17 protein-coding genes and 1 tRNA gene are annotated in these 26,112 nt (G+C 47.6%); 12 read left to right on the forward strand and 6 right to left on the reverse strand.

Features of this window, described 5'->3' with window-relative positions; translation table 11 throughout:
- The first annotated feature begins 995 nt into the window (after positions 1 to 995).
- Together EJL04_RS08545 and EJL04_RS08550 are read left to right on the forward strand one after the other, a co-directional pair.
- Positions 996 to 2,777 carry a pyruvate carboxylase subunit B gene (locus EJL04_RS08545; protein WP_021855025.1) on the forward strand — a complete coding sequence of 594 codons (1,782 nt, stop codon included), beginning with the start codon at positions 996 to 998 and terminating at the stop codon, positions 2,775 to 2,777.
- Positions 2,778 to 3,188: 411 nt separating this feature from the next.
- Positions 3,189 to 3,725, forward strand: a complete 537-nt coding sequence (locus EJL04_RS08550) for an HDIG domain-containing metalloprotein (protein WP_125104659.1) — start codon at positions 3,189 to 3,191, stop codon at positions 3,723 to 3,725.
- Positions 3,726 to 4,023: 298 nt separating this feature from the next.
- Here the strand turns inward: EJL04_RS08550 and EJL04_RS08555 are convergent, their stop codons facing one another.
- The 3 genes from EJL04_RS08555 to EJL04_RS08565 form a co-directional block, all read right to left on the reverse strand.
- The gene (locus EJL04_RS08555) at positions 4,024 to 4,449 is read right to left on the reverse strand and encodes an Hsp20/alpha crystallin family protein (protein ID WP_021855028.1); all 426 of its coding nucleotides are present in this window, start codon (positions 4,447 to 4,449) and stop codon (positions 4,024 to 4,026) included.
- 207 nt (positions 4,450 to 4,656) lie between these two features.
- Positions 4,657 to 5,598 carry a Ppx/GppA phosphatase family protein gene (locus tag EJL04_RS08560; protein ID WP_125104660.1) on the reverse strand — a complete coding sequence of 314 codons (942 nt, stop codon included), beginning with the start codon at positions 5,596 to 5,598 and terminating at the stop codon, positions 4,657 to 4,659.
- Positions 5,599 to 5,796: 198 nt separating this feature from the next.
- Positions 5,797 to 7,878: an RNA degradosome polyphosphate kinase gene (locus EJL04_RS08565; protein ID WP_125104661.1), complete on the reverse strand. Its 2,082-nt coding sequence runs from the start codon at positions 7,876 to 7,878 to the stop codon at positions 5,797 to 5,799.
- A gap of 911 nt (positions 7,879 to 8,789) precedes the next feature.
- Between EJL04_RS08565 and EJL04_RS08570 the strand changes: the two genes are divergently transcribed.
- From EJL04_RS08570 to EJL04_RS08600, 7 genes are all read left to right on the forward strand, one after another.
- A complete protein-coding gene (locus tag EJL04_RS08570) occupies positions 8,790 to 9,818 on the forward strand; it encodes a lysylphosphatidylglycerol synthase transmembrane domain-containing protein (protein WP_125104662.1) in 1,029 nt (342 codons plus the stop codon).
- A gap of 78 nt (positions 9,819 to 9,896) precedes the next feature.
- Positions 9,897 to 11,354, forward strand: coding sequence for an aminoacyl-histidine dipeptidase (locus EJL04_RS08575; RefSeq protein WP_053398978.1), 1,458 nt, complete (start codon positions 9,897 to 9,899; stop codon positions 11,352 to 11,354).
- 513 nt (positions 11,355 to 11,867) lie between these two features.
- Complete coding sequence (locus EJL04_RS08580) at positions 11,868 to 13,406, forward strand: BACON domain-containing protein (protein WP_125104663.1); 1,539 nt, start codon at positions 11,868 to 11,870, stop codon at positions 13,404 to 13,406.
- A 546-nt stretch (positions 13,407 to 13,952) separates the two neighbouring features.
- Positions 13,953 to 14,879, forward strand: a complete 927-nt coding sequence (locus EJL04_RS08585) for a magnesium transporter CorA family protein (RefSeq protein ID WP_021855035.1) — start codon at positions 13,953 to 13,955, stop codon at positions 14,877 to 14,879.
- A gap of 160 nt (positions 14,880 to 15,039) precedes the next feature.
- Positions 15,040 to 16,884 (forward strand): DUF349 domain-containing protein, encoded by a 1,845-nt coding sequence (locus EJL04_RS08590; protein WP_420899306.1) that lies wholly within the window; start codon positions 15,040 to 15,042, stop codon positions 16,882 to 16,884.
- Positions 16,885 to 16,926: 42 nt separating this feature from the next.
- On the forward strand, positions 16,927 to 17,601 hold the full coding sequence (locus EJL04_RS08595; protein ID WP_125104665.1) for a tetratricopeptide repeat protein: 675 nt from the start codon (positions 16,927 to 16,929) through the stop codon (positions 17,599 to 17,601).
- Positions 17,602 to 17,619: 18 nt separating this feature from the next.
- Positions 17,620 to 18,699 (forward strand): nucleotidyltransferase domain-containing protein, encoded by a 1,080-nt coding sequence (locus EJL04_RS08600; protein WP_125104666.1) that lies wholly within the window; start codon positions 17,620 to 17,622, stop codon positions 18,697 to 18,699.
- A 963-nt stretch (positions 18,700 to 19,662) separates the two neighbouring features.
- Here the strand turns inward: EJL04_RS08600 and EJL04_RS08605 are convergent.
- Positions 19,663 to 19,733: transfer RNA gene (locus EJL04_RS08605), tRNA-Gln, on the reverse strand.
- Between the two features lie 249 nt (positions 19,734 to 19,982).
- On the opposite strand from EJL04_RS08605, the gene rsfS reads away from it, so the two are divergent.
- From rsfS to EJL04_RS08620, 3 genes are all read left to right on the forward strand, one after another.
- A complete protein-coding gene (rsfS, locus tag EJL04_RS08610) occupies positions 19,983 to 20,342 on the forward strand; it encodes a ribosome silencing factor (protein ID WP_021853618.1) in 360 nt (119 codons plus the stop codon).
- Positions 20,343 to 20,413: 71 nt separating this feature from the next.
- The gene (gene ftsH / locus EJL04_RS08615; protein ID WP_241209968.1) at positions 20,414 to 22,477 is read left to right on the forward strand and encodes an ATP-dependent zinc metalloprotease FtsH; all 2,064 of its coding nucleotides are present in this window, start codon (positions 20,414 to 20,416) and stop codon (positions 22,475 to 22,477) included.
- A 7-nt stretch (positions 22,478 to 22,484) separates the two neighbouring features.
- On the forward strand, positions 22,485 to 23,348 hold the full coding sequence (locus EJL04_RS08620) for a phosphatidate cytidylyltransferase (RefSeq protein ID WP_021853620.1): 864 nt from the start codon (positions 22,485 to 22,487) through the stop codon (positions 23,346 to 23,348).
- A 365-nt stretch (positions 23,349 to 23,713) separates the two neighbouring features.
- Here EJL04_RS08620 and EJL04_RS08625 read toward each other — a convergent pair whose 3' ends face one another.
- A complete protein-coding gene (locus tag EJL04_RS08625; protein ID WP_125104667.1) occupies positions 23,714 to 25,858 on the reverse strand; it encodes an outer membrane beta-barrel protein in 2,145 nt (714 codons plus the stop codon).
- 31 nt (positions 25,859 to 25,889) lie between these two features.
- A complete protein-coding gene (locus EJL04_RS16365) occupies positions 25,890 to 26,054 on the reverse strand; it encodes a hypothetical protein (protein ID WP_164511739.1) in 165 nt (54 codons plus the stop codon).
- Between the last annotated feature and the right edge of the window lie 58 nt (positions 26,055 to 26,112).

Genomic DNA, 26,112 nt, shown 5'->3' on the forward strand with positions numbered 1-26,112 from the left:
GATTTCGGTCAGTTTTTTGCAGGCATTTTTATAGCTCATAATTAATAATTCATAATTAACAGACACCGCAAGACACGGAAATACACAAGACAAAAGGCATGCTTCTGCAACATGAAACATGCCTTTTTGCATGCCAATACATGTCCTTTCGCATGATAAAAGATAGCCTTTCACATATTAATTCGCGGCAGTTTACACACCGAAACGCCGCATTATGAAATTAAACAGGCATGCTTTCGCACAGACAGGACAACAAAGATAAAATCACAAAGTTTTTTCTTAAAAACTCATCACTCATCACAAAGCGGCACAAGCCGCTGTGTGACAACATGTTACAGTGTGACGAGTTGCCAGCGAAACTCATCACGCCCGAAGGCCGCAGGGCACGATGTGATGAGTTGGCCTGTAAGCTCATCACGCCTCAACGCTCTGTAAGCCAACACTTTACATGGCAATGTGACGAGTGATGAGTTTCTAAAGAAAACTTTTTTGCTTATTCCTCCTCCCTGCCCTTTCCTAAATATGGTTGACGTCAAAGAGCCCTTTTCCAGATTAAAGTCGACTCCGGCTACCCCCAAAAAACGGTCATCAAAATTATGGTTAAACATCACCACCGCATCCAATCTCCCCGACTAAAGCTACAAAACTGCAAGCCAAGAAAGACAAATACAGGCAAAGCGGGCTGTATCAGTTTGTAAAATTAATTTCCACAGGCACGTTAAGGTTTGTTAGTTACAAATAGAAACTTGTCTATTTGCTATCCTACAAGTGAATTTTAGACACTTTATCATGTATTTTGCTATATGTATTTAGCAAATCAGCACAAAAAATATGATAAAATGTTCATAAGACTATAAAAAACAAATAAATATTCGTCTCAGACCATATTATTTTGTCATAAAAACTTTTAGATTTAGAAAAAATACCTATTTTTGCATAAATGAACATGTGTGCCGGACAAAATCAGGCCACACACAATAAAAGATCTAATAATAATGAAAAAGAAAATCCAATTCAGTCTCGTTTATCGCGACATGTGGCAGTCTTCAGGTAAGTTCCAGCCACGTAAGGACCAGTTGGAGCGCGTTGCTCCGGCAATCATCGATATGGGATGTTTCTCCCGCGTTGAAACCAACGGAGGAGCCTTCGAGCAAGTTAACCTGCTCGCCGGCGAGAATCCTAATGAGGCAGTGAGGGCATTCTGTAAACCGTTTAATGAAGTTGGCATTAAGACACACATGCTCGACAGAGGACTCAATGCCCTACGCATGTATCCCGTGCCCGACGACGTTCGCAGACTCATGTATAAGGTTAAGCACGCCCAGGGCGTTGACATCCCCCGCATATTCTGCGGTCTTAACGATGTCCGCAACATCATCCCCAGCATTAAATGGGCGCTTGAGGCCGGCATGACTCCTCAGGCTACTCTTTGTATAACAACATCACCAATCCATACAGTTGAATATTACAGCAACATCGCCGACCAGGTGATAGCTGCCGGTGCTACTGAAATCTGTCTTAAGGATATGGCAGGTATAGGTCAGCCGGCTATGCTCGGCAAGCTTACAAAGGCTATTAAGGACAAGCATCCAGACGTCATCATACAGTATCACGGCCACTCAGGACCGGGCCTCTCAATGGCTTCTATCCTCGAAGTGTGCAACAATGGTGCCGACGTTATCGATACAGCCATCGAGCCGCTGTCATGGGGTAAGGTTCATCCGGACATCATCTCTGTTCAGAGCATGCTGAAGAACGAAGGCTTCGAGGTTGCCGACATCGACATGAACGCATACATGCGCGCCCGCACTCTCACACAGGAGTTTATCGACGACTGGCTGGGCTACTTCATCAACCCGGGCAACAAGCACATGAGCTCACTGCTCCTCGGATGCGGTCTGCCGGGCGGTATGATGGGAAGTATGATGGCCGACCTCGCCGGAATACACCGTTCAATCAACTCTACACTGAAGAGCAAGGGACAGCCGGAACTCACAACAGACGAGATGCTGGTGAAACTGTTCGACGAAGTGGCATATGTATGGCCGCGCGTAGGTTATCCACCACTCGTAACTCCGTTCTCACAATATGTCAAGAACATCGCACTGCTCAACCTGCTCACCATGGCACAGGGCAAGGGCCGCTTCGTAATGATGGACGACTCTATGTGGGGAATGATTCTCGGCAAGAGCGGAAAGATACCTGGAACAATAGACCAGGAGCTCGTAGAGCTGGCTGAGAAGCAGGGACGTCAGTTTACTGATGCTGACCCGCACACACTTATACCTGACGCTCTCGAAGGCTTCAAGAAGGAGATGCAGGACAACAACTGGGACTTCGGACAGGACGACGAGGAACTTTTCGAGCTGGCTATGCACCCCGAACAGTATCGCGACTACAAGAGCGGAATGGCAAAGAAGCGTATGCTGGCCGACCTGCAGAAGGCAAAGGATGCGAAACTCGGCGCAAAACTCACACCGGAAGAAGTGTCAGCATTCAAGCACGCAAAGGCAGACGCCATCGTGTCGCCGTTCAAGGGACAGGTGTTCTTCGACTTCGAAGGCAGCAGCGAGTGTGTTCCTTGCCTTGAGCCGTACATCGGACAGCACTACAAGGAAGGCGAAACATTCTGCTACATACAGACACCATGGGGCCAGTTTGAACCGGTACCGGCTGCACTCGGAGGCAAGCTGGTTGAAATAGCTGCACGCCAGGGTTCAAGAGTCAACCGCGGTGATGTGATTGCATATATTGAAAGAGACTGGATCAATTCTTAATCCGAACATATTCCCGGGCCGACGGAACAGCCCTACGCCCGGGATGCCATAGCTAATTGTTGCCATACGGCCGGCTTGCCAATATTGACGAACCGGCTTATGGCAACAATATCATAAATGAAACCACTGTATACCGGCCGTTTTTAGCCCGAACCGGGCGTTAGAATTCAGCCGGGATTTTTGCTTTATATTGGGCTGATTTTCGTTTGATCAATCGCAGGCACGGCTGGCTATGCGAAGAAAAGACACACGAAAAGACAACCATAGAAAACAAAAAGCCGGATGAAAGCCTGAATAAACAAAACAGAGAAAACCATATGCCGACTGACGACCGAGCCGGGTTTAAGCATTATTAAATATATACATACAGAAAAACGGACGTGCATCCAAACAATTAATCCTACTTAAAAAATGAACTGGAGACAAATTATCGACAAGTATTATTCTGACAATGCAGAGCTGAAAGACATCCTTCTGTGCCACAGCAGCGCCGTAGCCCGCAAGGCTCTCGACATAGCAGAAAGGCATCCCGAACTGAATCTTGACCTCAACTTCATTGAGGAAGCTGCCATGCTGCATGACATAGGAGTGATAAAGACCGACGCACCCGACATAAAATGCTACGGCCATGAGCCCTATATACGCCACGGAGTGCTCGGAGCCGAGATGCTCAGAGCTGAAGGAATGCCGCGCCATGCACGCGTATGCGAACGGCATACAGGCGCAGGGCTGTCGCTTCAGGAGATTGTAAGCCGCAATCTTCCGCTGCCGCATACCGACCTGCTGCCCGAGACGCTCGAAGAACAGGTGATATGCTATGCCGACAAATTCTTCTCGAAGACACGGCTCGACCGCGAAAAGACCATCGAGCAGGCAGAAAAGAGCGTTGCGAAACACGGCGAAGAAGGCCTGAAAAGGTTCTGCCGATGGAAAGAAATGTTCGAATAAAGCCTGTCTTACCCTATAGTCTCAGACTTTAACATCAATAGGTAATCAGCATCAAGCCCGCCATTCACCTTAAGCCGGGCGAACTTACGCCATATCCTCAACAGATATAGCGTGGGCGTAAATAAGGTAAAAGACTATAATCAGCCCGACATAAGACAAGGACCACACCGGGCACAAACAACCATCTGATAAAAAAAACTTTGTTGATAAGCCATGGAACGCTGTTCCACGGCTTACCAACAAAGTATAATTTATATTATCAATTAAAGTTACCGTCTGCTTTCAGACTGCCGAACTGTTATCCTACAACAATCTGGCGCACAACATTCTTTTCCTCTTTGCGTATCTTAGGAAGCACAACCGTAAGCACGCCGTCGCTTACTTTGGCTGATATCTTCTCCTTGTCAACATCGTCGGGCAGTATCAGTGTCTGCTCAAACTTGCTGTAGGCAAATTCACGACGCAGATAGTGAGCCTTTTTCTCCTCCTCAGCATTGTTCTTCTTGCTCTCCATCTTTATTGACAAATCGCCGTCCTGGTTAAGATGAACATTGAAGTCTTCCTTCGTCATTCCCGGCGCAGCAACCTCAACCTCATAATCTATTTCGCTCTCTTTTACGTTTATTGCCGGAGCTGTAGCATTGGCCTTAGGCATGAAGTCTGTGTCAAAGAAATCGTTAAACACGTCGGGTAACCATGAATTCTTGCGATTAACTGGTATCATAATTATATTCTCCTATTTTTAATTGTTTTTTATTTCTGTTCTGTGATGAGCTTCAAATCTTGTTGTCGGCTCTCACTAAGATATATTACAACTTACGTACCAGCATAAAAAAGCATGACATTTTGTCTGAACCACAAGACAAAATGTCATGCTGAATATATTTCTGTACCTTCTTTTAAGCCGCATCAACGATGCTGCACAGAAGCATCAGTCTTCATCATCGCCTGCCTCATCAGCGTCGCTTTGCTCAGGCTTGATGTCGCAGGCTGAATACTTGTCGCGGTAAAATCCGTCTACAATGCTGTCGGCAAGGCTTATGTTAGGCACCTGCACTGAGTCGCAGCCAAGAGCCTCGGCCGCTGTGATGAATATCTCGGCTGCAGGAATGATAACGTCTGCACGGTCTACCTTGAGCCCATACTGCTCTATACGCTCCTCTACACTTAGCACCTTCAGCTTAGAGTAAAGGTCTTTTATCTCATCAACCGTAACATATCTGTTTTCGCGCTTTGCATGTGTAAGCTTGAACAGCTTGTTGATGTTTCCGCCCGAACCTATTATCCTTATGTCGGGCATGTCCTTGGCAAATCTTTTCAGGTCGGTCTTCATCTTCTCGACGGTCTCCTTTGACACCATGCCACCCAACATTCTCAGCGTACCGATGTTGTACGACTGGCTGTGAGTGAGCGCGCCGTCGTGAAGCAGAGAAATCTCGGTGCTGCCTCCGCCTACGTCGATATAGGCATAGTTGCCCTTTGCGCTGCCGATGTTCTCAACGATGTTGTTGCACAGCAGTCGCGCCTCTTCCCTGCCGTTGATAATCTCTATGTCTATGCCTGTTGACTTGCGGAGCTTGTTGAGCACCTTCTTGCCGTTCTCGGCGTCACGCATGGCCGATGTGGCGCATGCCCTGTAGTCGTCAACCTGGTTGAGTTTCATTATCTGCTTGAAAGCCTTGAGCATGTGCTTCATCATGAGCATACGCTCCTTAGAAATCTTGCCGAGCGTAAACACGTCTGAACCCAGGCGCAGGGGCACACGCATATACATCACGCGTGATATCTGCTGCGTGCCGTCTTCGGTTGTTCTGAAGTTCTTTATGAGCAGTCGCGCTCCGTTAGAACCTATATCAATAGCTGCTAATCTCATATCTGTTTTTAATTTTAAAACTGTTTATCAAATCATCATTTCACGCGGCAAGTCATGTATCGTGTAACACATTGATACACAAGTCGTTACAAACCACAATACAAAAGGCCATGTTTTAGGCTGCAAAAGGCCGTCTTTTACATGACGAAAGGGCACCTTTTACAGGCCAAAATGCCACCTTTTGGAAACTGACCGAAATCATTCGCCCTGACCGGCAGCCCTGGCTTCAGCCATATATGCGTTGTAAAGCTCCTCCTGCGAGCGGAACGGGCGGCCGTCTTCAACCTCCTGTATCACGTTGGCTCCGCTGCCGTCCACGATGCGTCCGTTGGTGGTGTCGCGCAGTCCGTAGTCAACCGTGCGCATAAGGTCTTTCTTCATGTCCTCGTCATAAACCGGAGCCATCACCTCGATGCGGTTGAGCAGGTTGCGCGGCATCCAGTCGGCACTGCCGATAAAGAACTTCGGATTGCCGGCATTACCGAATATCAGTATGCGCGAATGCTCCAGATAGCGGTCTATTATACCCACGGCATGTATGTTGCCGCAAAGTCCCTGACGGCTTGTTACGAGCGAGCAGTTGCCCCTGAGCACGATGTCTATCTTCACGCCGGCCTTCGAGGCGGCATAAAGTTTCTCTACAACGTCCGGCTCGGTTATATGGTTTATCTTCATCTTTATCCATGCCTCGCGGCCCGAGCGTGCATTCTTTATCTCCTTGTCGATAAGACTTATTATCCTTGTCTTCATCGAGTTTGGCGACACCATAAGCTCTCTGAACCTGAACTGCGAGAACGGACGGTCGATAAAGTCGAACACCTTCTTAACCTCAGCCACGATACTCTTGCGCGCCGTCATCATCAGATAGTCGGTGTACACCTTGGCGTTACCTTCATGGAAGTTGCCCGTACCGACACAGGCAATGCTGCCTTTGGTCGACTCTATATAGAGCAGCTTAGAGTGAACCTTAAGTCCCTCCACGCCATATATCACGTTTATGCCTTCCTCCTGCATGCGCTTGCTCCAGCGTATGTTGCTCTCCTCGTCGAAACGGGCAAGAAGCTCAACCACGGCCGTAACCTTCTTGCCGTTGCGTGCGGCGCATATCAGCGCCTTAACCACCTTTGAGTCTTTGGCCAGTCGGTACAATGTGGTCTTTATCGTCTTAACCTCCGGCTTCAGCGCAGCCTCACGCAGCAGGCGGATATACCCGTCGAACGAGTGATACGGCACATGGATGAAGAGGTCCTTGCGGCGTATCTGGTCAAGGATGCTCTCCTGAGCAAGGAATTCAGGCTTCATCACGTGAGCCCACTTCGGATATTTCAGTTCGTCGTGGCCGCAGTCGGGGAATCCCATCAAGTCCTTGTGGTTCTGATAACGGCTGCTGCCCAAAGACACATCGAGCTTGCTCACATTGAGTTTGCTCATCAGTTTCTTCTTCATCTCCTTGGGCATGCTCTTGTCGTAGATAAGTCTCACGGGCTCGCCGTGCCTGCGGCTGCTCACTCCCTTGGCAATTTTCTCAAGCACGCCGTAGTCGGAGTCGTTGTCCATCTCCATCTCGGCATCCTTTGTAAACTTAAACGAATATGACTCAAATACGGCCGGCTTGAAGCCGATGAATATCAGCGGAAGGCAGTATCTAACCACATCGTCGAGATACATTATATTGTCGAAGCCGTCCGACGACGGCAACTTGATAAAGCGTCCGTTCTCCCTGTCGGGCACCTTTATTATGGCCAGACTGCTCTTCGGGCGCGACGAACCGCTCGTTATGTCGGTCTTTCTGACAAGAAGATAAATACGGTTGTCCTCAAGCTGCCCTATCTCGCCTATCTCCGAATACCATATAGGGTTTGTGTAGCCGTTAAGGCGCTCGTGAAAGAAGTTTGTCAGAAATCTTTTCTGCTCATCGTTCAGCTGCGTTTCGTCAAGCATTCTTATGTTATGCTTCTCCAGGCAGTCGAACACATGGTCTATAGCCGAGGTGTACTCCTGGCTGTAGGCAGAGTTGAGCTTGTTTATCTTCGCCATGGTCTTGCGTATCGTGTCGTGCTGTCTGCGCACTTCCTTATTATCAGACTCAAGCAGACGGCTGAGCGAAGCCATGCGTACACGGAAAAACTCGTCGAGGTTGTTAGAATAAATACCCAAAAATGAGAGTCTTTCAAGCAATGGTATGTTTTCCTTCTGAGCCTCCTGAAGTATGCGATGGTTAAAATACATCCAGCTTACATCACGCTCAACATAACGTTTCTCCTTTTTGTTCTTGGCCATAACTCCTACTTCTTTGATTATTGTTTGTCCGTTTTCATGTCCCTGTTGCATGCATCATGGCCGGCACTGCGGCAAATACGGCATACGGCCGGCGCTGCAACAGCAATAACACTTATATTAATTTATTTTGCAAAAATATAACTATTATCCAACATTGCCGCTGTATTACATATTAAAATGATAATAAAATATCGTTACAAAGGCGTTTTCCTGCAACAATTTATCTGCATGTCTGCGATATGTCTGCCAAGTTTATGGCATGTACCGGGCAAAAGATATCATCACCAGACAAGACCAAACAAAACATAGAAACTTTCCGTCCATGCATTTTCCTCTTATCTTTACAAAAGGCATACATCTGCACACTCTCCACCATGAAGGCAATATGACAGCCACTGCAATACCGTTGCCACCGGGAACTGCACAAAATCATCAAGCAAAACAAACTCATGATACGGCAAGCTGCCATGCCGCTACAATAGCCTTAGCCGAATATGGATCTGCGCGGACAAGCATAACGACAGGACCATTGCGGCATATCTCAAGAAAAGATACGGAAACAGAAGGAGCCGGACGACAGACTTCGGCGACTGATTTGTGATGAACGACCATGTATTTCAACTGAACACCTGCACCCAAGACTAAGCCTCCGTTTCACATAAAAAAGTGTGCATCAGGGCAATAAACCATACACCTTACAGCAACAAGCGTACACACATACCGCACACAACGGCAAAAAAGCTCTAAAGAAAATATAATTCTTTAGTGTCAAGACGCGTATTTTGAAAAAAAAATTGTAAGTTTGCATAGACAATAATGCATGCGGCAGACCGAATGAGGCATGGGTCGACAGCAAGCCACAAGGCTTAAGCAAGGCTCTGCACGGTCTGGAAAGAAAACATTTGGCAAGCGTGAATACAAGAAAAACAGTAAACAACATACTCAAAATAGCATTTCCGCTGCTGTTCGGCGGGGCGATACTCTATTGGATGTACCGCGACTTCGACTTCAGAAGCATCGAGAACATACTCATCAACGAGATGAGCTGGACATGGATGCTGCTGTCGTTCCCGTTCGGCATACTTGCCCAGATGTTCCGCGGATGGAGATGGCGACAGACGCTTGAGCCTGTCGGCGAATATCCCAGAAGTTCAACGTCGGTCAACTCGATATTCCTTTCTTATGCAGCAAGCCTCGTAATACCCCGCATCGGAGAGTTCACGCGCTGCGGAGTGCTCAAGAGATACGACGGAGTGTCGTTTCCGAAAGCTCTCGGAACCGTTGTTACCGAAAGAGCCATCGACACGCTGCTCATGCTGTTTGTCACCATGCTGACACTGCTGATGCAGATGAGAGTGTTCACGACATTCTTCTCAAAGACCGGCACAAGCATGGATTCTATCATCAACCGGTTCTCAACCACAGGCTATATCGTAACCGCAGCATGCGCCATAGCCGCAATTTTCTTGATCCACATACTGCTAAAAAAGCTCTCAATATATAATAAGGTGAAAGCCACCATGGGCGGAATATGGCAGGGAGTGATATCGCTGAAAAGCGTAAAGAACGTTCCCCTGTTCATATTTTACACTCTTGGGATATGGGTAAGCTATTTTCTGCATTACTACCTGACGTTCTTCTGCTTCGACTTCACGTCGTCGCTGGGCATCCAGTGTGCCCTTGTAACGTTTGTGGTGGGCAGCATTGCAGTGATTGTCCCAACGCCTAACGGAGCCGGTCCGTGGCATTTTGCCGTGAAGACCATGCTCATCCTCTACGGCGTGAGCGACACTAACGCCCTCTACTTTGTGCTGATAGTACACACGGTGCAGACCATGCTGGTCATACTGCTCGGCATATACGGATGGGCAGCGCTGGCATTCACCAAGAAGAGACACGCCGCACATACGGCGGAAACACAGATTTCGGCAAACATATAACAATAAATATGGACATACCGAAGTGCCGGCATACGGCGCGGAGGGACTGACCTGATAACAATTTAATCTATAATGACTATGAGCGAAATTAAAAATCTCAAACCGGAGTGCATCTGGAGAAACTTTGATGCACTGACACAGGTTCCACGTCCGTCAGGACATCTGGAGAAAGTTCAGCAGTTCTTGCTCGACTTCGCAAAAAACACAGGCGTTGAAGCATTTAAAGACGAGGCTGGCAACATCGTTATGCGCAAGCCCGCCACACCCGGCATGGAAAACCGCAAGACGGTGATTCTGCAGGCACACATGGACATGGTTCCACAAAAAGAAAAGACAAGTACTCATAACTTTGAGACTGACCCGATACAAACTTACATCGACGGCGAATGGGTAAGGGCTAAAGGCACAACTCTCGGAGCCGACGACGGTCTGGGCGTGGCTGCCATCATGGCTGTCATGGAGGCTAAAGACCTGAAGCACGGACCTATCGAGGCACTGATAACAGCCGACGAGGAAACAGGCATGTACGGAGCAAACGGACTGCCCGGAGGCGAACTTGAGGGCGAGATTCTGCTCAACCTCGACACCGAACAGGAGGGCGAGCTCATCATAGGAAGCGCCGGCGGCGTTGACATTACAGCCACACTCGACTATCAGGAGGCTGAAAGCGACAAGACAGACGCAGCCGTTAAAATAACAATAAAGGGCCTGAAGGGAGGACACTCTGGTCTGGAAATATGCGAAGGCCGCGGCAATGCCAACAAGATGATGGTAAGAATCGTACGCGAGGCTATAGCAGAAGACGAGGCTTGCCTGGCAAGCTGGCACGGCGGAAACATGCGCAACGCCATTCCGCGCGAAGCTGAAGTAGTGCTCACTCTGCCGAAAGAGAACGTTGAAGACCTGAAGGCTATCGTTGCCGAATATAAGGAGACATTCAACAACGAATACAAAGGCATAGAGAGTGACATCGAGGTTGTAGCCGAGGACGTAGCACTGCCCGAAATGATCGTACCGCAGGAAATTCAGGACAACCTGGTTGACGCCATCTACGCAGCACACAACGGCGTATGGCGCTATATCCCCACAATGCCTGAAATTGTAGAGACATCATCTAACCTTGCAATAGTTGACATCGACGGCGGCAAGGCTGCCATCAAGATTCTTGCCCGCAGTTCAAGCGAGACAATGAAAGAGGATCTGTCAACATCGCTCGAGAGCTGCTTCAACATGGCCGGAATGAAGGTTGAGTTCAGCGGCGCTTACGGCGGATGGGACCCCAACACAGACAGCGAACTGATCAAGGTTATGCGCAACATCTACAAGAACCTGTTCAACGAGGAGCCGACAGTTCAGGTGGTTCATGCCGGACTGGAGTGCAGCATCATCCTGTCTAAATATCCGGGTCTCGACATCTGCTCGTTCGGTCCGACACTGCTGTCGCCCCACACTCCGACAGAGCGTGCTCACTGGCCGTCAACAACCAAGTTCTGGGATCTGCTCGTAAAGACTCTCGAAGAGATTCCAGCTAAATAATTTTAGCTGAAACGATAAAAATTACACAAACCTAATACATGCTGAAGGCGGAAGGCAAAGGGCAAAATGAGCCCCGAACCTTCCGCCTTTTCTGTTGCAGCACCTTGCATAAGAACGCCATAAACACGCCACACGACAAGAAGCTGAAAATCATGCCGGCACGACAAATTAATGACGATGCACACAGCCGATTTGCAAAAGGCCACAAAACGCACTGCAAAAGGGCAGCTTTCAGAGGCTAAAAGGTCGTCTTTCGGAATACAAAAGGGCATCTTTTGCAAGCGCAGCCATAACCGACTGATTTTCAAGACGATACACAACGTCTAAAATTTATACGGCATACATCAACCTGCAACAACGACAACACGCCATAAACTGATGCGCTACAAGATATAAAAAGAGCCACAACACCTATTGCACCTGTAAATAAAAAATCACGGAAAGCCGTGAAATGCAGAACACAAAGACTTTATATTTTCGCAACATGCAATCGTTAATAAAAAATATAAAGCAATGAAAAACTTTTATCAACTATCACTATGGTGCATCATGGCATGCACACTTCCACTGACATTATCATGCAGCAGCGACGAAGAACTGTCGCCCGGCCCTGACCCCGACCCAATTATTCCCGACAACAGCATTGTCAGCCTGTCGGCAGAAGGCCAACAGACCGACGTAACCATACCCACGGCACAGCCATGGGAGGCAGAATCGTCGGCCGACTGGCTGCAATTGTCGCAGATGGGAGGCAAAGGCGGCGAGAACGTAAAGATTATTGCTGCACGCAACATCACCCGACAAGAGCGCATAGGCTACATACGCCTGAGCAACGCGACCGAAACGCGCGCCGCGGCAGACTCAATGCAGATTGTGGTGAAACAGCCGGCAGCAGAGAGCGAGGCTACGGGAGTGGTGCTGACATCTGCCTGCTACCGCGACGGCAAAATGTATGTAAAGATATACAACGGACGCTCGTCTGAAAGCAGCATGCAGCAGCTGGGGATAGTGAGCGGCAGCAGCTTCAGCTTCACTGATCCCGACGCCACCTATCCCGAAAAGGAGCCTATCGTGTATATAAAGAAAGGTCAGGAATATGAGGCTTGCCCTTATGTCATCCTGAACGCCGACGGCGAGGCCAAAGGCAAGTTCTCTATTGCAGGCGAGGCCTCTGTAAACACGCTGCGCGTAAAGCAGAACATCGTCTACAAAGAACTTGGCGAGCTGGGCAACAGCGGCTCTGCCACCACTCACTTCACCGACGGCACCACTATATACATGGGCGGAGGCATAGTGGAAAAGACCAACCTGGGATATGAACAGACCGTGACGACCAACGAGCTGCGCTCATACGACATGGCGACAGGCGCCGAAAAAACATACGCCGACATGCCCGTCAGCGGTCAGGGCGCATGCTGGAACGGCATACCCGTAATCATAGGCGACGGCGGAATATATTATCTCGCATCAGGAAAATGGAACCTTGCCGCCACGCACAACGGAGAAGTAAAAGCCGCCAGCATTAACGACAACATTATCTATGCCGTAACCGACACTCACATCTGCGCGTACATACTTGACAAAGACAGCAACGGCAACATAACAGCAACGGCAGACGGCAAAACAGCACACGGCACGACATTCAGCGAAAGCACACGCGCCACATCTGACGGCAGGGGTAACACATGGCTGCTGGACGACAGCCGGCACACGGCATACATGATAGACGGCAACAAACTGACGGCGCAACGCTGTGCCCCAGCCGACTCGCTCGCCTCCGAATTTAGTTTCATTGGCGTTGCCGGCGGCTATATCTATGCCTTGAGCGACGGCTCAGTAGTACGCTACGAGGCAGGCAGCAGCAGCAACCCGCAACCGCTGAAGATGCTCGGCACATTCAGCTGGACAGGCGAAACAGAATGTGTAAACGGAGTGTTGTATAACTTTGGCGGACTGACCAACTTCCGCGGCACATACACCGCATCGAAGCTACTGAACCGCTTCTCGCCATCCGACTATGCGCCGATATCCGTCTCGATATTGCCCGAATAGACCGGCACTACACATACAGTCAACACAAAATGGCAGCTCAGCCCCAATTGGTCATCAGTATTCGGCAGAATCAATGTTATCTATTGAGCCTATTATAGTCTGAATTTTAGCTGAAATGACGGCCAAACAAACAAAACATCAGACGGCATGACGACAATATAAAAGAACAAGACAGAGAAAGCATCAGACTGCTAATAGGATTAAGACACATGCTGCGGAATGACCGATTGGGGCCTCAAGGCTCTATACGCCGACAAAAAGGCTATAGAGCCTTGCTTTAATTTACATAAGCACAACTAACACGACAAAAACCGAACAAAGAAACGCAACAAGCCATTGTAACACAATTTAAATACAAAATTAAAATTCATTTCATTCATTTTTATTTTGAGATTAGCCCAACTTGCAGTATCTTTGCACCGCAAAACAGAAATTTTAATTTATTCATGGACGATTATTACGCGGAAAATATGAACTTGTAGGCGCGGAGGTTTGCTCATTGATGCTGACCGCCGTGCAGTCATAACCGTTTCGGAGGATTAGCAAATGAGAACATATTGGAACACAACCAAAGGCCTTAGGCAGATTGGCGAGTGGGAGCCTAACTGCTGGATACAAGTGACATGCCCGACGGAAGAAGACCAGCGTCTTCTTGAAAATGAATTTAAGATTCCCGATTATTTCCTTTCTGACATCAGCGATAATGATGAGCGTGCCCGTTATGAATACGATGACGGCTGGATGCTCATAATCCTGCGTATACCTTTTGTAAAGGAAATAAGGTCGAGAACGCCCTACACCACCGTGCCGCTCGGCATAATACACAAGCGAGACGTAACCATCACGGTGTGCTTTCACGAAACAAACATGATGATAGACTTCGTGAGCTATCAGCAGAAGCGCGGCGAGGGCTTCACCGACTACGTCGACATGATTTTCCGCCTGTTCCTCTCTTCGGCCGTATGGTATCTGAAACGGCTGAAGCAGATAAACAGCCTGATTGAAAAATCAAAGCGCAACCTTGACAAGGAAGTGAACAACGAGTCGCTCATAGGCCTGTCAAGACTGCAAGACTCGCTGACCTACTTCATCACATCCATCCGCGGCAACGAGAACCTTCTGGCAAAGCTGAAGTTCAAGCTGCAGGTGGACGAACTCGACGCCGACCTGATTGAGGACGTAAACATCGAGATGAGCCAGGCGCGCGAAACCACAAACATATACTCTGACATTCTCGAATCTACCATGGACACATATTCGAGTATCATCAACAACAACATGAACACCGTGATACGTACGCTCACCTCTGTGTCGATTATCCTGATGTTCCCCACGCTCATAGCCAGCCTGCTCGGAATGAACCTCATAAACGGCATGGAACAATGGAAATACGGCTTCGTGATAGCCATAATAGTATCCGTGCTCATTTCAGGCATATCATGGTGGATTTTCCGCCACAAAAGGCTCATTTAACCCAAGAAAAACGTTTTTTTCCAAATTTATTAGGTATTTACAATATTTTTAATTAAGTTTGCACACCTAAGGTTTTACCTGAAAATCAATTCATGAACGAATAAAAAGTTATATGATGGACTCTCAAGAAAAGACACTCAGCCAAGAGAACACTGAGAAAATGAATGTTGAACTAACCGATAACAACATGCAAGAAAACTGCGCTGCCAATGAAAACAACGCAGAAGTGACAACCGACACCACCGAAACAGGAGAATTTGTCTCAGAAAGTTCTGAAGCTGCCGCACTGAAAAAAGTATATAAAAGCAAAAGCGAAATAATAGAAAGGGTGAAAGAAATCGCACACAGCGACGAGCATCCTCAGAAAGGCGAAATAGATTACCTCAAAACAATCTTTTACAAACTTCACTTTGCCGAAAGAGAAGCTGACATGAAAGCATATCTTGAGGGAGGCGGCGACCCGGCAAACTACAAAGTGCTTCCTGACGAAGACGAAGAGGTGTTTAAGGCTGAGATGGGCGTAATAAAGGAAAAACGCGCCAAACTGTTCCTTGAGCAGGAAAAAGAAAAGCAGGAAAACCTGAAGAAAAAGCTCGACATCATCGAGAAGATCAAAGCTATGGTTACTTCGCCCGAAGAAGCCAACAAATCATATCAGGACTTCAAGAAGCTGCAGCAGGAGTGGAAAGAGATCAAGCTCGTGCCGGCAGAAAAGGCGAACGAGCTGTGGCGCAACTATCAGCTCTACGTTGAGCAGTATTACGACCTGCTGAAACTAAACAGCGAGGCACGCGAATACGACTTCAAGAAAAATCTTGAAATAAAGACAAAGATATGCGAGGCTGCCGAAAAGCTCGGCACAGAGGAAGACGTGATAAGCGCATTCCACCAGCTGCAGAAGCTGCATCAGGAGTTCCGTGAGACAGGTCCTGTTGCAAAAGAACTGCGCGAGGAAGTGTGGGCACGCTTCAAGGCAGCATCTACTATAATTAACAAGCGCCATCAGCAGCACTTCGAATCGCTGCGCGCAAAAGAGGAAGACAACCTCACAAAGAAGACAGCGCTGTGCGAGAAAATTGAAGAAATAGCCAAGGAAGAAATAAAGACCGCAGGCGAATGGGAGAAGAAGACTAAGGACATCATTGCCATACAGGCTGAATGGAAGACCATAGGCTTCGCTCCGCAGAAGATGAACGTAAAGATCTTTGAGCGTTTCCGCGCTGCCTGCGACGACTTCTTCAGCAAGAAAGCTGAATTCTTCAAGAATATGAAGCAGCAGTTTGCTGAGAATGCCGACAAGAAGAGAGCACTCATCGAGCAGGCAAAGGCCCTGCAGGACAGCACCGAATGGAAGTCGACAAGCGACAAGCTGATAGCCCTGCAGAAGGAATGGAAGACCATAGGAATGGTGCCTAAGAAACTTGGCGACAAGCTGTGGAACGAGTTCCTCACTGCATGCAACCACTTCTTTGAGGCACGCAACAGCGCCAACGCCGGCACACGCAACGAGGAGCGCACCAACCTCGAGAAGAAACGCGGCATAATAGAACAGCTGAAAGCATTGGCTGAGAATGCCGAAGACAACATACAGGACAAAGTGCGCGAGCTTATCGACGAATACAACGCTGTAGGCCACGTTCCGTTTAAGGAAAAAGACAAGCTCTACAAAGAGTATCACGACATACTGGACAAGCTTTACAAAGAGCTTAACATATCAACAGCACGCCGCCGTCTCGACAAGTTCAAGAACAACCTGAAGAACGTTGCAGAGAAGGGCGCTGACGCTCTCGACAACGAACGCGCACGCCTGATGCGCCGCTATGAGGCAATCAAGCAGGAAGTTCAGACCTACGAGAACAACCTCGGATTCCTTAACGCTTCGAGCAAGAAGGGCAACAGCCTCATCGACGAAATGAACAGAAAGGTTCAGAAGCTTAAGGATGACATGAACCTTGTACGCGAAAAGATTAAGGCCATCGACGCCGAGAACAAAGACGAAGACTGATTTTCGGCAAGACGGTCAGAACAATAAACATAGATAAGTAAATTGAAAATTAAAATTATCTGCATACTCACGCTATTGCTTGGCGTCACCGCCCTAAAGGCGCAGACGCAAAAGCAATGGCGTGATTCTTTATCTGTAATAAACAGCCAGCTTTATCTTCATCCCGACTCTACGGAACTGTTGCTGCAGAAAGCTGCCGTCAACCTTCAGCTGCTTGAATGGGAAGACGCAGCCGAGACATGCAACGCTATTCTGAAAAAGGATACGGTGAACCTTTCGGCACTTTACTTCAGAGCTTACGCCAACAACAACATGCGCAGGCATGAACTGGCAAGAAACGACTATGAGGACTTTCTGAGAATGTCACCGCGCAACATGCAGGCACGACTCGGACTGGCATACACATACATACAGCTAAAGCGCAACGCACAGGCCATGGACGAGTTCAACAATCTTGTTGAAATGTTCCCTGACAGCAGCATCGTCTATGCGGCAAGAGCCGAACTCGAGAAAGAGATGCGCTCATACGAAACGGCACTGTATGACTACAACGAGGCGCTGAAACGCGAGCCCGACAACCAAGACTACATCATTTCAAAGGCAGAAGTGCTCATCAGTATGAACAGGAAGCGAGAGGCAAAAGCCCTGCTCGACCAGCTCGTAAGAAGCGGAGTTGCACGCGGAGCGCTGAAGGATCTGTACGCTAAATGCAAATAACCCGTTTATTGCAGCACAATGACATCAAAGTTTTTTCAGCTTCTGCGGTTTTCTATTGACGAATCACAGCCGGCTCCCGAAGGCATAACTGCCGCCGACTGGCCGATACTGTTCCGCATGGCCAAGGAACAAAACCTTCAGGGCGTAATCTTCCATGGCATTAACCGCCTGCCCAAAGAATGTCTGCCCGAAAAGGAGATGACCATGAGATGGTTTGCCCTAAGCCGCCAGATAGCCAAACTCAATACAAAGGTAAACGTCAACGCAGCTAAAGTTTCTGAAACATTCAGGCGCAAAGGACTCCGCACCTGCCTGCTTAAAGGACAGGGAAACGCCCTGCTCTACCCCGACCCGCACATGCGCACGCCGGGCGACATAGACATATGGGCAGAGGGAGGATACAGGAAGGTGATGAAGACCGTAGGCTATATGGCTCCTGGATGCAAGCGATGCTATCACCACACAGACTTTCCCGACTATGGCGGAACCACCGTTGAGCTGCACTACCGCCCTCAGTTTATGAACAATCTGATAAGCAACGCCAGACTGCAGGACTATTTCAGCAAGAACGCCGGCGAGCAGTTTGCAAACATTGTGCAGCTGCCCGACGGAGCCGGTAGCATAGCCGTGCCCACAGCAGCATTCAACCGCATATATCAGATGGCACACATCTCAAACCACTTTTTTCATGAGGGCATAGGTCTAAAGCAGCTCTTAGACTATTACTACGTGCTGCGCCAGGGATTCACGGCAGCCGAACAGCAGGCTGACACACGCACGCTGAAACGCTGCGGACTTTATAAGATGGCCACGGCGGTGATGTACGTGATGCAGAAGGTATTCTGTCTCGACGACAAATATCTCATAGTCAAGGCAGACGAGCGGCTCGGCAGATTTCTGCTCAACGAGATTATGCTCTCGGGCAACTTCGGCTTCTACGACAAGCGCATAGACAAATACCGCGGAAGTCAACTGAAAAAGAACATACAGAGACTTGTGCGCGACGCACGCTTCATGCTCATCTTCCCCGGCGAGAGCCTATGGGAGCCCGTCTTCAGGCTCTATCATTTCTTTTGGAGAATGGCTGCCAGATATTAGACAACGCCGCCACGGATATGCACCAACAGCTGCACGGCGTGCCAAGACGTTAAGAACAAATCTTCGAAGTAAATGTAACATGATGCAAAAGGCATCATTCTGCACGCCGAAAGGCCACATATTAAGATGCAAAAGACGGTCTTTTACGCTATAATATGCCGCCTTTTACAACACACACACAACTAAAAAATTTTTTACAGAAACTCATCACTCGTCACATCACGATGTAGAAAGCTGAATATCAGGCAATTACACTGTGACGAGTTGACTTTCCAACTCGTCACGCCCTCATGGTCTGTCCCCATACGTTATGAGTTCAGACTGCAACTCATCACGCGGTATTCTTCTGAAAATCAGCCACATACGCACGAATGTGATGAGTGATGAGTTTCTGTTATAACAATTTTACTGACACAAACCGCAAATAATTGGTTCTTCCGCAATTTAGTTGAAATAATCTCTTTGCGTTATATTATAAATGTTATCACCGATGACAATTTGAACAATGACAATTAGAAAGAATCAATTAGTCAAATACAATTAGTCTTGATATCAAGGCTGTACAAAATGCCGTATTATACGACATTTCTAATGGTATCCGTTGAAGAGTTCGTAAATAAGCTAAAAGTTGTAAAAATGATGATGTACGGGAAGGCCTCTCTAAACCTCCTAAGAAATAAGATGGCGTTTAGTGAACTTGGCTTCAACTAAATTGCGGAAGAACCAAATAATTTTGCATCTATATCCATATTGTTTAGCGAGTATGAACAGAAACTGAGACTGTAAATATTTAATGGGAATTTCAGGGTAAGGGATTATTTTACTGCCGGCAACTAATATAACTTTACAAATGTGACCCGAAAAAATTTTCAGTGCCAATATTATCCGGCCACAAACTCTCCTGACAAGACACCTTATAGTTGTTACATAAAAAAGATGCAACCCTTAGGCTGCATCTTTTTGTTGGGATACCCGGACTCGAACCAGGAATGACAGGACCAGAATCTGTAGTGTTACCATTACACCATATCCCAATTTTATGTCTGCAATCGTTTTGTTTCCTGATTGCGATTGCAAAGGTACGCATTTTTTTTTAACTGACAACATTTTTACCGACTTTTTTCTAAAAAATCTCAAAATAATACGTTTTTTTACCCGAATTACGATAAATCAGTGTACCTTTGCATAAAATAAAATACATTTTTAGGGGTAAAAACAGAATGAAAATTCTTTTTCCTCAGAGATAAAAAAATTCAGAAAATAAATAACACCTTATTTTATTAATGGAACAAACAAAAAATTTAGTTGAGACAATAACTAAAGGTATTCAAGAGAAGAAAGGGTCAAACATTAACATAATCGACCTGAGCGGCATTGAAGGCACAATTTGTCATTATTTTATAATATGTCAGGGCAATTCGCCTTCGCAGGTAGAGGCGATAACAGACTCTGTTGAAGAATTTGCCAGGGTTCACGCCGGAGAAAAGCCGGTTCACGTTGTAGGACTCAACAATGCACAGTGGGTGGCAATGGACTATACAGACGTAATGGTTCATATATTCCTGCCCGAAGTGCGCGAATATTACAATCTGGAAAATCTTTGGGAAGACGCAAAACAGACCCGGATACCTGATTTAGACTGATTGGATTTACCAAAGAAATTTTCAAAAAACATATTTAAGTTAGTTTAGACGAACAAATTAACAGAAACAACATGGAGCAAGATAAAAACAACAAGATGCCCAAATTCAGCATGAGCTGGATTTACATGCTTGTGATAATCGGCCTCATAAGCGTCTACCTCATGGGAGGCGACTCTATCGGCGGAAGCGCAAGCAAGAAGGTGTCTTACGATGAGTTCAGGGCATACGTCACAAAAGGCTATGCCTCGGAGATTGTGCTCAACAAGGACGAAAGCACCTTGAAGATGTATGTTAAGGCCGAGCACATACGCGACGTGTTTAAGGCAGGAACGAAAGAAGTGGGCAAGACTCCTTTTGTAACCAGCGAGTTCGGAAGCGCCGACAAGGTTGAAAGCTTTGTCGATGCGGAGCGTCAGGCCGGAAAGTTTAAGGGCAACCTTAACTACGAGAACAAGAAAGGGAGCGACCTGCTCACCATTCTTTTCAACATTGCACCTATTTTATTCTTTGTGTTCATCTGGCTGTTCTTCATGCGCCGCATGGGCGGAGGCGGAGGCAACGCCGGAGGCGTGTTCAACGTGGGCAAGAGCAAGGCAAAGATGTATGAAAAAGGAGCCGAGATTAACATCACATTTAAAGATGTTGCCGGACAGGCCGGTGCCAAGCAGGAGGTGCAGGAGATTGTTGAGTTTCTGAAGAATCCAAAGAAATATACCGACCTTGGAGGCAAGATTCCTAAGGGCGCACTGCTCGTAGGTCCTCCGGGAACCGGTAAGACTCTTTTGGCAAAGGCTGTTGCGGGCGAGGCCGGAGTTCCGTTCTTCTCTATGAGCGGTTCTGACTTCGTAGAAATGTTCGTGGGCGTCGGAGCAAGCCGCGTGCGCGACCTGTTCCGCCAGGCAAAGGAGAAATCGCCATGTATCATATTCATCGACGAAATTGATGCCGTGGGACGTGCAAGAAGCAAGAATCCGGCAATGGGAGGAAACGATGAGCGCGAGAACACGCTCAACGCCCTGCTGACAGAGATGGACGGATTCGGCACCAACAGCGGCGTAATCATCCTTGCAGCCACCAACCGGGCCGACATGCTCGACTCGGCACTGCTGCGTGCCGGACGTTTCGACCGTCAGATCAATGTAGACCTGCCTGACCTCAATGAGCGTAAGGAGATATTTAAGGTTCACCTAAGACCTGTAAAGACCGACCCGTCTGTAGAGATTGACATGCTTGCACGTCAAACTCCGGGATTCTCTGGTGCCGACATAGCCAACGTATGTAATGAGGCTGCGCTAATAGCAGCCCGCCACGACAAGAAGTTTGTCGGCAAGCAGGACTTCCTCGATGCCGTAGACCGTATTATCGGCGGTCTGGAGAAGAAGACCAAGGTTATGACCCAGGGCGAACGCCGCACCATCGCGCTGCACGAGGCTGGACATGCCACGATATCATGGTTCCTCGAGCACGCCAACCCGCTGGTAAAGGTATCTATCGTTCCGCGCGGAAGAGCACTCGGTGCAGCATGGTATATGCCTGAGGAAAGACAGATAACAACAAAGGAGGAGATGCTCGACGAGATGTGCGCCACACTGGGCGGACGTGCTGCCGAAGAGCTATTCACAGGACACATATCAACAGGAGCTATGAACGACCTTGAGCGCGTTACAAAGAGTGCTTACGGCATGATAGCTTACGCAGGTATGAGCGACAAGCTGCCCAACATCTGCTACTATAACAACAACGAGTATAACTTCCAGCGTCCTTACTCAGAGACAACCGCCAAGATAATGGACGACGAGGTGCTGAAGATGATCAACGAGCAATACGACCGCGCGAAGAAAATTCTTACAGAGCACAAGGATGGCCACAACAAGCTGGCCGAGATGCTGCTTGAACGCGAGGTGATATTTGCTGAAGACGTTGAGACAATATTCGGCAAGCGTCCGTGGGTTAGCCGTTCTGAAGAGATTATGGAGGAAGAGGGAAAAGACTCTAAGGCTGAAGGCGAAAGCGACAAGGCTCTGCCCGAAAGCAGCGAGACTGACAACAACGCCGTAAATCAGGAACCGGCATCTGAAAGCAATGCTGAAACCGGCATTTCTGACGGCAATGAAAATTCTCAAGAAACAAAATAGATGAGATATGAGTGACAAGATGAAGAACCTTATTGTAAGAAGCATCACGGGCGTGTTCTTTGTGGCAGCCATCGTGGTATGCTTCATGAGACCCATCGCCATGGAGTTTCTGTTTGCTCTCGTAACAGGACTGACGATATGGGAATACTGCGGACTGGTGAACGACGTAAAGGGCGTACAGGTAAACCGCTTTATAAGCACTGTTGCCGGTGTATATTTCTTTCTTGCCGTAGGAGGCTTCTGCAGCGGAATGATTCAGAGCGGTGCCGTGTTCATACCATATCTGCTTACAATAGTATATCTCTTCATCAGCGAGCTTTACATGAAGACGGAGAACGCGATAAACGATTGGGCCTACACCATGCTCGGACAGATGTACATCGCCCTGCCCTTCTCTACCATCAACGTGCTCGCATTCAATGCCACTCCCGACGGCAATGTTGCCTACAACTACATGATACCGCTCTGCGTGTTCATATTCCTCTGGGCCAACGACACCGGCGCCTACTGCAGCGGCTCACTCTTCGGCAAGCATAAGCTGTTTCCGCGCGTATCGCCCGGCAAGAGCTGGGAAGGCTCCATTGGTGGCGCCATCATCGTTCTGGCCGTGGCATGGCTGATAGGATATCTCGACGCACAGAACGGCAACACATCAGGACTTACCATACCGCAGTGGATGGGCCTTGGTCTTGTTGTAGTTGTATTCGGCACATGGGGCGACCTTGTTGAGTCGCTCTTCAAGCGCACCCTTGGCGTAAAGGACAGCGGAAACATTCTGCCCGGTCACGGCGGAATGCTCGACCGTTTCGACTCGTCGCTCATGGCCATGCCTGCTGCTGTTATATATCTTTACTCGCTGACGCTGTTCTGATTAGCTGACTAACCAGTTGCAATATAAACATAAACCGGCGTCATGCTTTCATCATTCCATATCAGATGAAAGCATGACGCCGGTTGCTGATTTGAAAGACACATGCACATCAAAGCGTGTCATAATATGAATTTGATTTCTATTGGCATCTTTTTGTTCGCCTTTTCTTTACATAGTCCGCTATGACTGCGAAAAATCTAACGAAAATTCGCTCAATAGAAAGCAAAAATACAGAACGAATCTCAATAAGCGATTCGGGTTTATTGAATTCCGTGATGCAGCCGCATTAGCCGGTTGTCATCAACGCCATCAGAGAGAGTCTTTTGTTACGGCACAGGCATTACGGTCAATAACCGTCCATTATATCAGAATCGGCTCTTTATGTCGCTGTTGCTGTAGGTCTTTCTCTTGCTGCGTATCTCCTTGCCGAAACTATACGAGAAGCCCAAGGTTACAGACAAAGGCGAATAGTCGTTGTAGAAATGCATGCTCATTCCGTTGTTTGAAATACTTACACCCTTAACATTTCCTGCAAACAAGTTGCTGACTCCCAACTTCATATTAAGGCGGCCCTTAAGGCACGAATAAGCAATACCGCAACTCATTGAGAATCTGCTATCAATAGTTTGAACCACATTTTTGTCTTTCCCCGAATAAGTGGCGGTAACATATCCTGTAAGATTACGGCGTCTGTCGAAAATAAACCTCAAGTCGCCCATGGCAAAAGCCTTGAGAACATGCTCGTTGCTCAAGCTATAACAGCTGTCGGCAGTGGTTTTACAATAAAACAACTCGCCAAAGATATAAGCCCTCAGCCATGACAGCTTTGTGAAATAGAGGCTAAGGTCCACTCCGCAGCCTTCCTTGTCGTAAGCATTCTGCCATTGCGTGTTCGAAGAGCCGTCGGCAGCATTCATCTGTGTAACCTGTCCTATACAGTCAAACTCCTTTGCAGCCCTCAGCTCCAGCCCGAGTTCAAGTCCGCTGCAAAGCACTATGTTGTTGGAAAGTCTTACTCCATACCAGTAGTTTGGCTTTATTGTAGGGTTGCCCTGGGCTGTTGAGTTGGCACTCAGATAAGCCGTAAACGGATTGACCACCTGTATGCCCGGACGTCTTATTCCGCTGAAAATGCTGACGCCAAAGGTTGACCCGTTGCCCGACCTGTACATCACATTCACAGTCGGAAACAGTCTGCCGTAGTTGTCTGTTGCCAATGTCCCGTTGCCGTTTTCCGACTTTGTATGCGTAAGTTCATATCTTCCGCCGAGCACCATGTCGAAGTGTCCCAATGACTTGTTGAGCGACAGATATCCGGCATAGATATCTTCCGAATATGTAAAGTCGTCATTTTGCACAGGAAGTGTGGAATAATCATATAGCGAGGAGTTTCTCGTCTCTGTGAGAGACGTCTTTATTCCTGCATAAAGCTTGATGCTCCAGGGCAACAGAGTTGAATAGTCGAGCGCAAAGCTCAGTCCCTTAAGATGCGCGCCCACCTGATTGCGAAGATAGTCAACGCTGTCCGTCTGCACGCTGTTTTCATAATAGTAAGAGTTGAAACTGTAGTCACGGTCGTTATCAAACTTAAAAAGGTCCATTATGAAAGATATCCTGTTGGTGCTGCTCCAGTTTCTGTCGATATAAAAGTTAAGGTTCATGTTTCGCCCGTCACGCAATTCAAGCGACGGCGAGCGACTCTCCTCTGTCATCACCCCGGCCATGTCGTATGTGTTCTCAAAGGTCGTGCTTGGATAATTTCTGTATGTATCTATATAATAAGCCTCAATGCCTACTGTTGAAAGCGAATCAATCATAAAGTCTAACGAGCCGGAAATGTTATAGTTGTTGTTTCGCCAGCCCATGTCCGTATGGCTCTTTCGCGTCATGTCTGTAAAATATTTCACATTGCTTTCAGTATATGCAACGCTGCCGTAATTCCAGCTTGCATTGAGCGATGCCGTAACGCGCTTTCTCTGATAGTTAAGGTTCATGCGGGCTGCGTTGCTCCATTTGTCGGCATAGGTTACATCGTCGCCTACTTCGCCGCCTATATAATCGGCACCTCTTTCAGTTATTATGTTTATGATGCCAAAATCGCTTCCTGCATCATACTTTGCGCCTGGCGATGTTATCACCTCTATCTTTGCCACATTTGACGCCCTGTGCGACTTCAGTATATTGATCAGCTCACCCTCAGGGATGGTTTTCATACGTCCGTTGAACATAACCCTTACGCCGTCACGTCCCGGTATTCTGATGTCGTTGTCCGTAACCAATATACCGGGCACATTGCTCAGCAGGTCAAGCAGGTCAGTTTTGCCCTTGCGCAGCCTTATTGCGTCTACTATAAATTTGTCGGCTTCGCGCTTTATCAATTTCTCGCTCACCACTACTTCCTGAAGGTCTATCTCGTCAGACACAAGTGAATCAGACTTATTTACGTTTTGAGCAAACGTATTTAAAGCAGAAAACATTGAAAAGACAAATATCAACTTTATATTTTTCATAGGCTAAGCATAGTTTTATTTCAAAATATATTCAGATATATTCCTTGGAGCCTTTACATGTCTTAAACCAATAGTAATCACAATGCTCCTCGCCGTATACCTTACAATGTATTGGTGTATCAGCTATTTTTACATCAATCAGATGTGCCTTAATTTCAGCATGCTCCATCTGGGCAACATTATTCTTAGCGCCCATATTCAGCTGCCATTTTCAAGGGCACGTCATTTCACAAATTTAATATATCATTATCATA

The organism is Prevotella marseillensis, from assembly GCF_900625065.1.
In the GTDB taxonomy this organism is placed as follows: Bacteria; Bacteroidota; Bacteroidia; order Bacteroidales; family Bacteroidaceae; genus Prevotella; species Prevotella rara.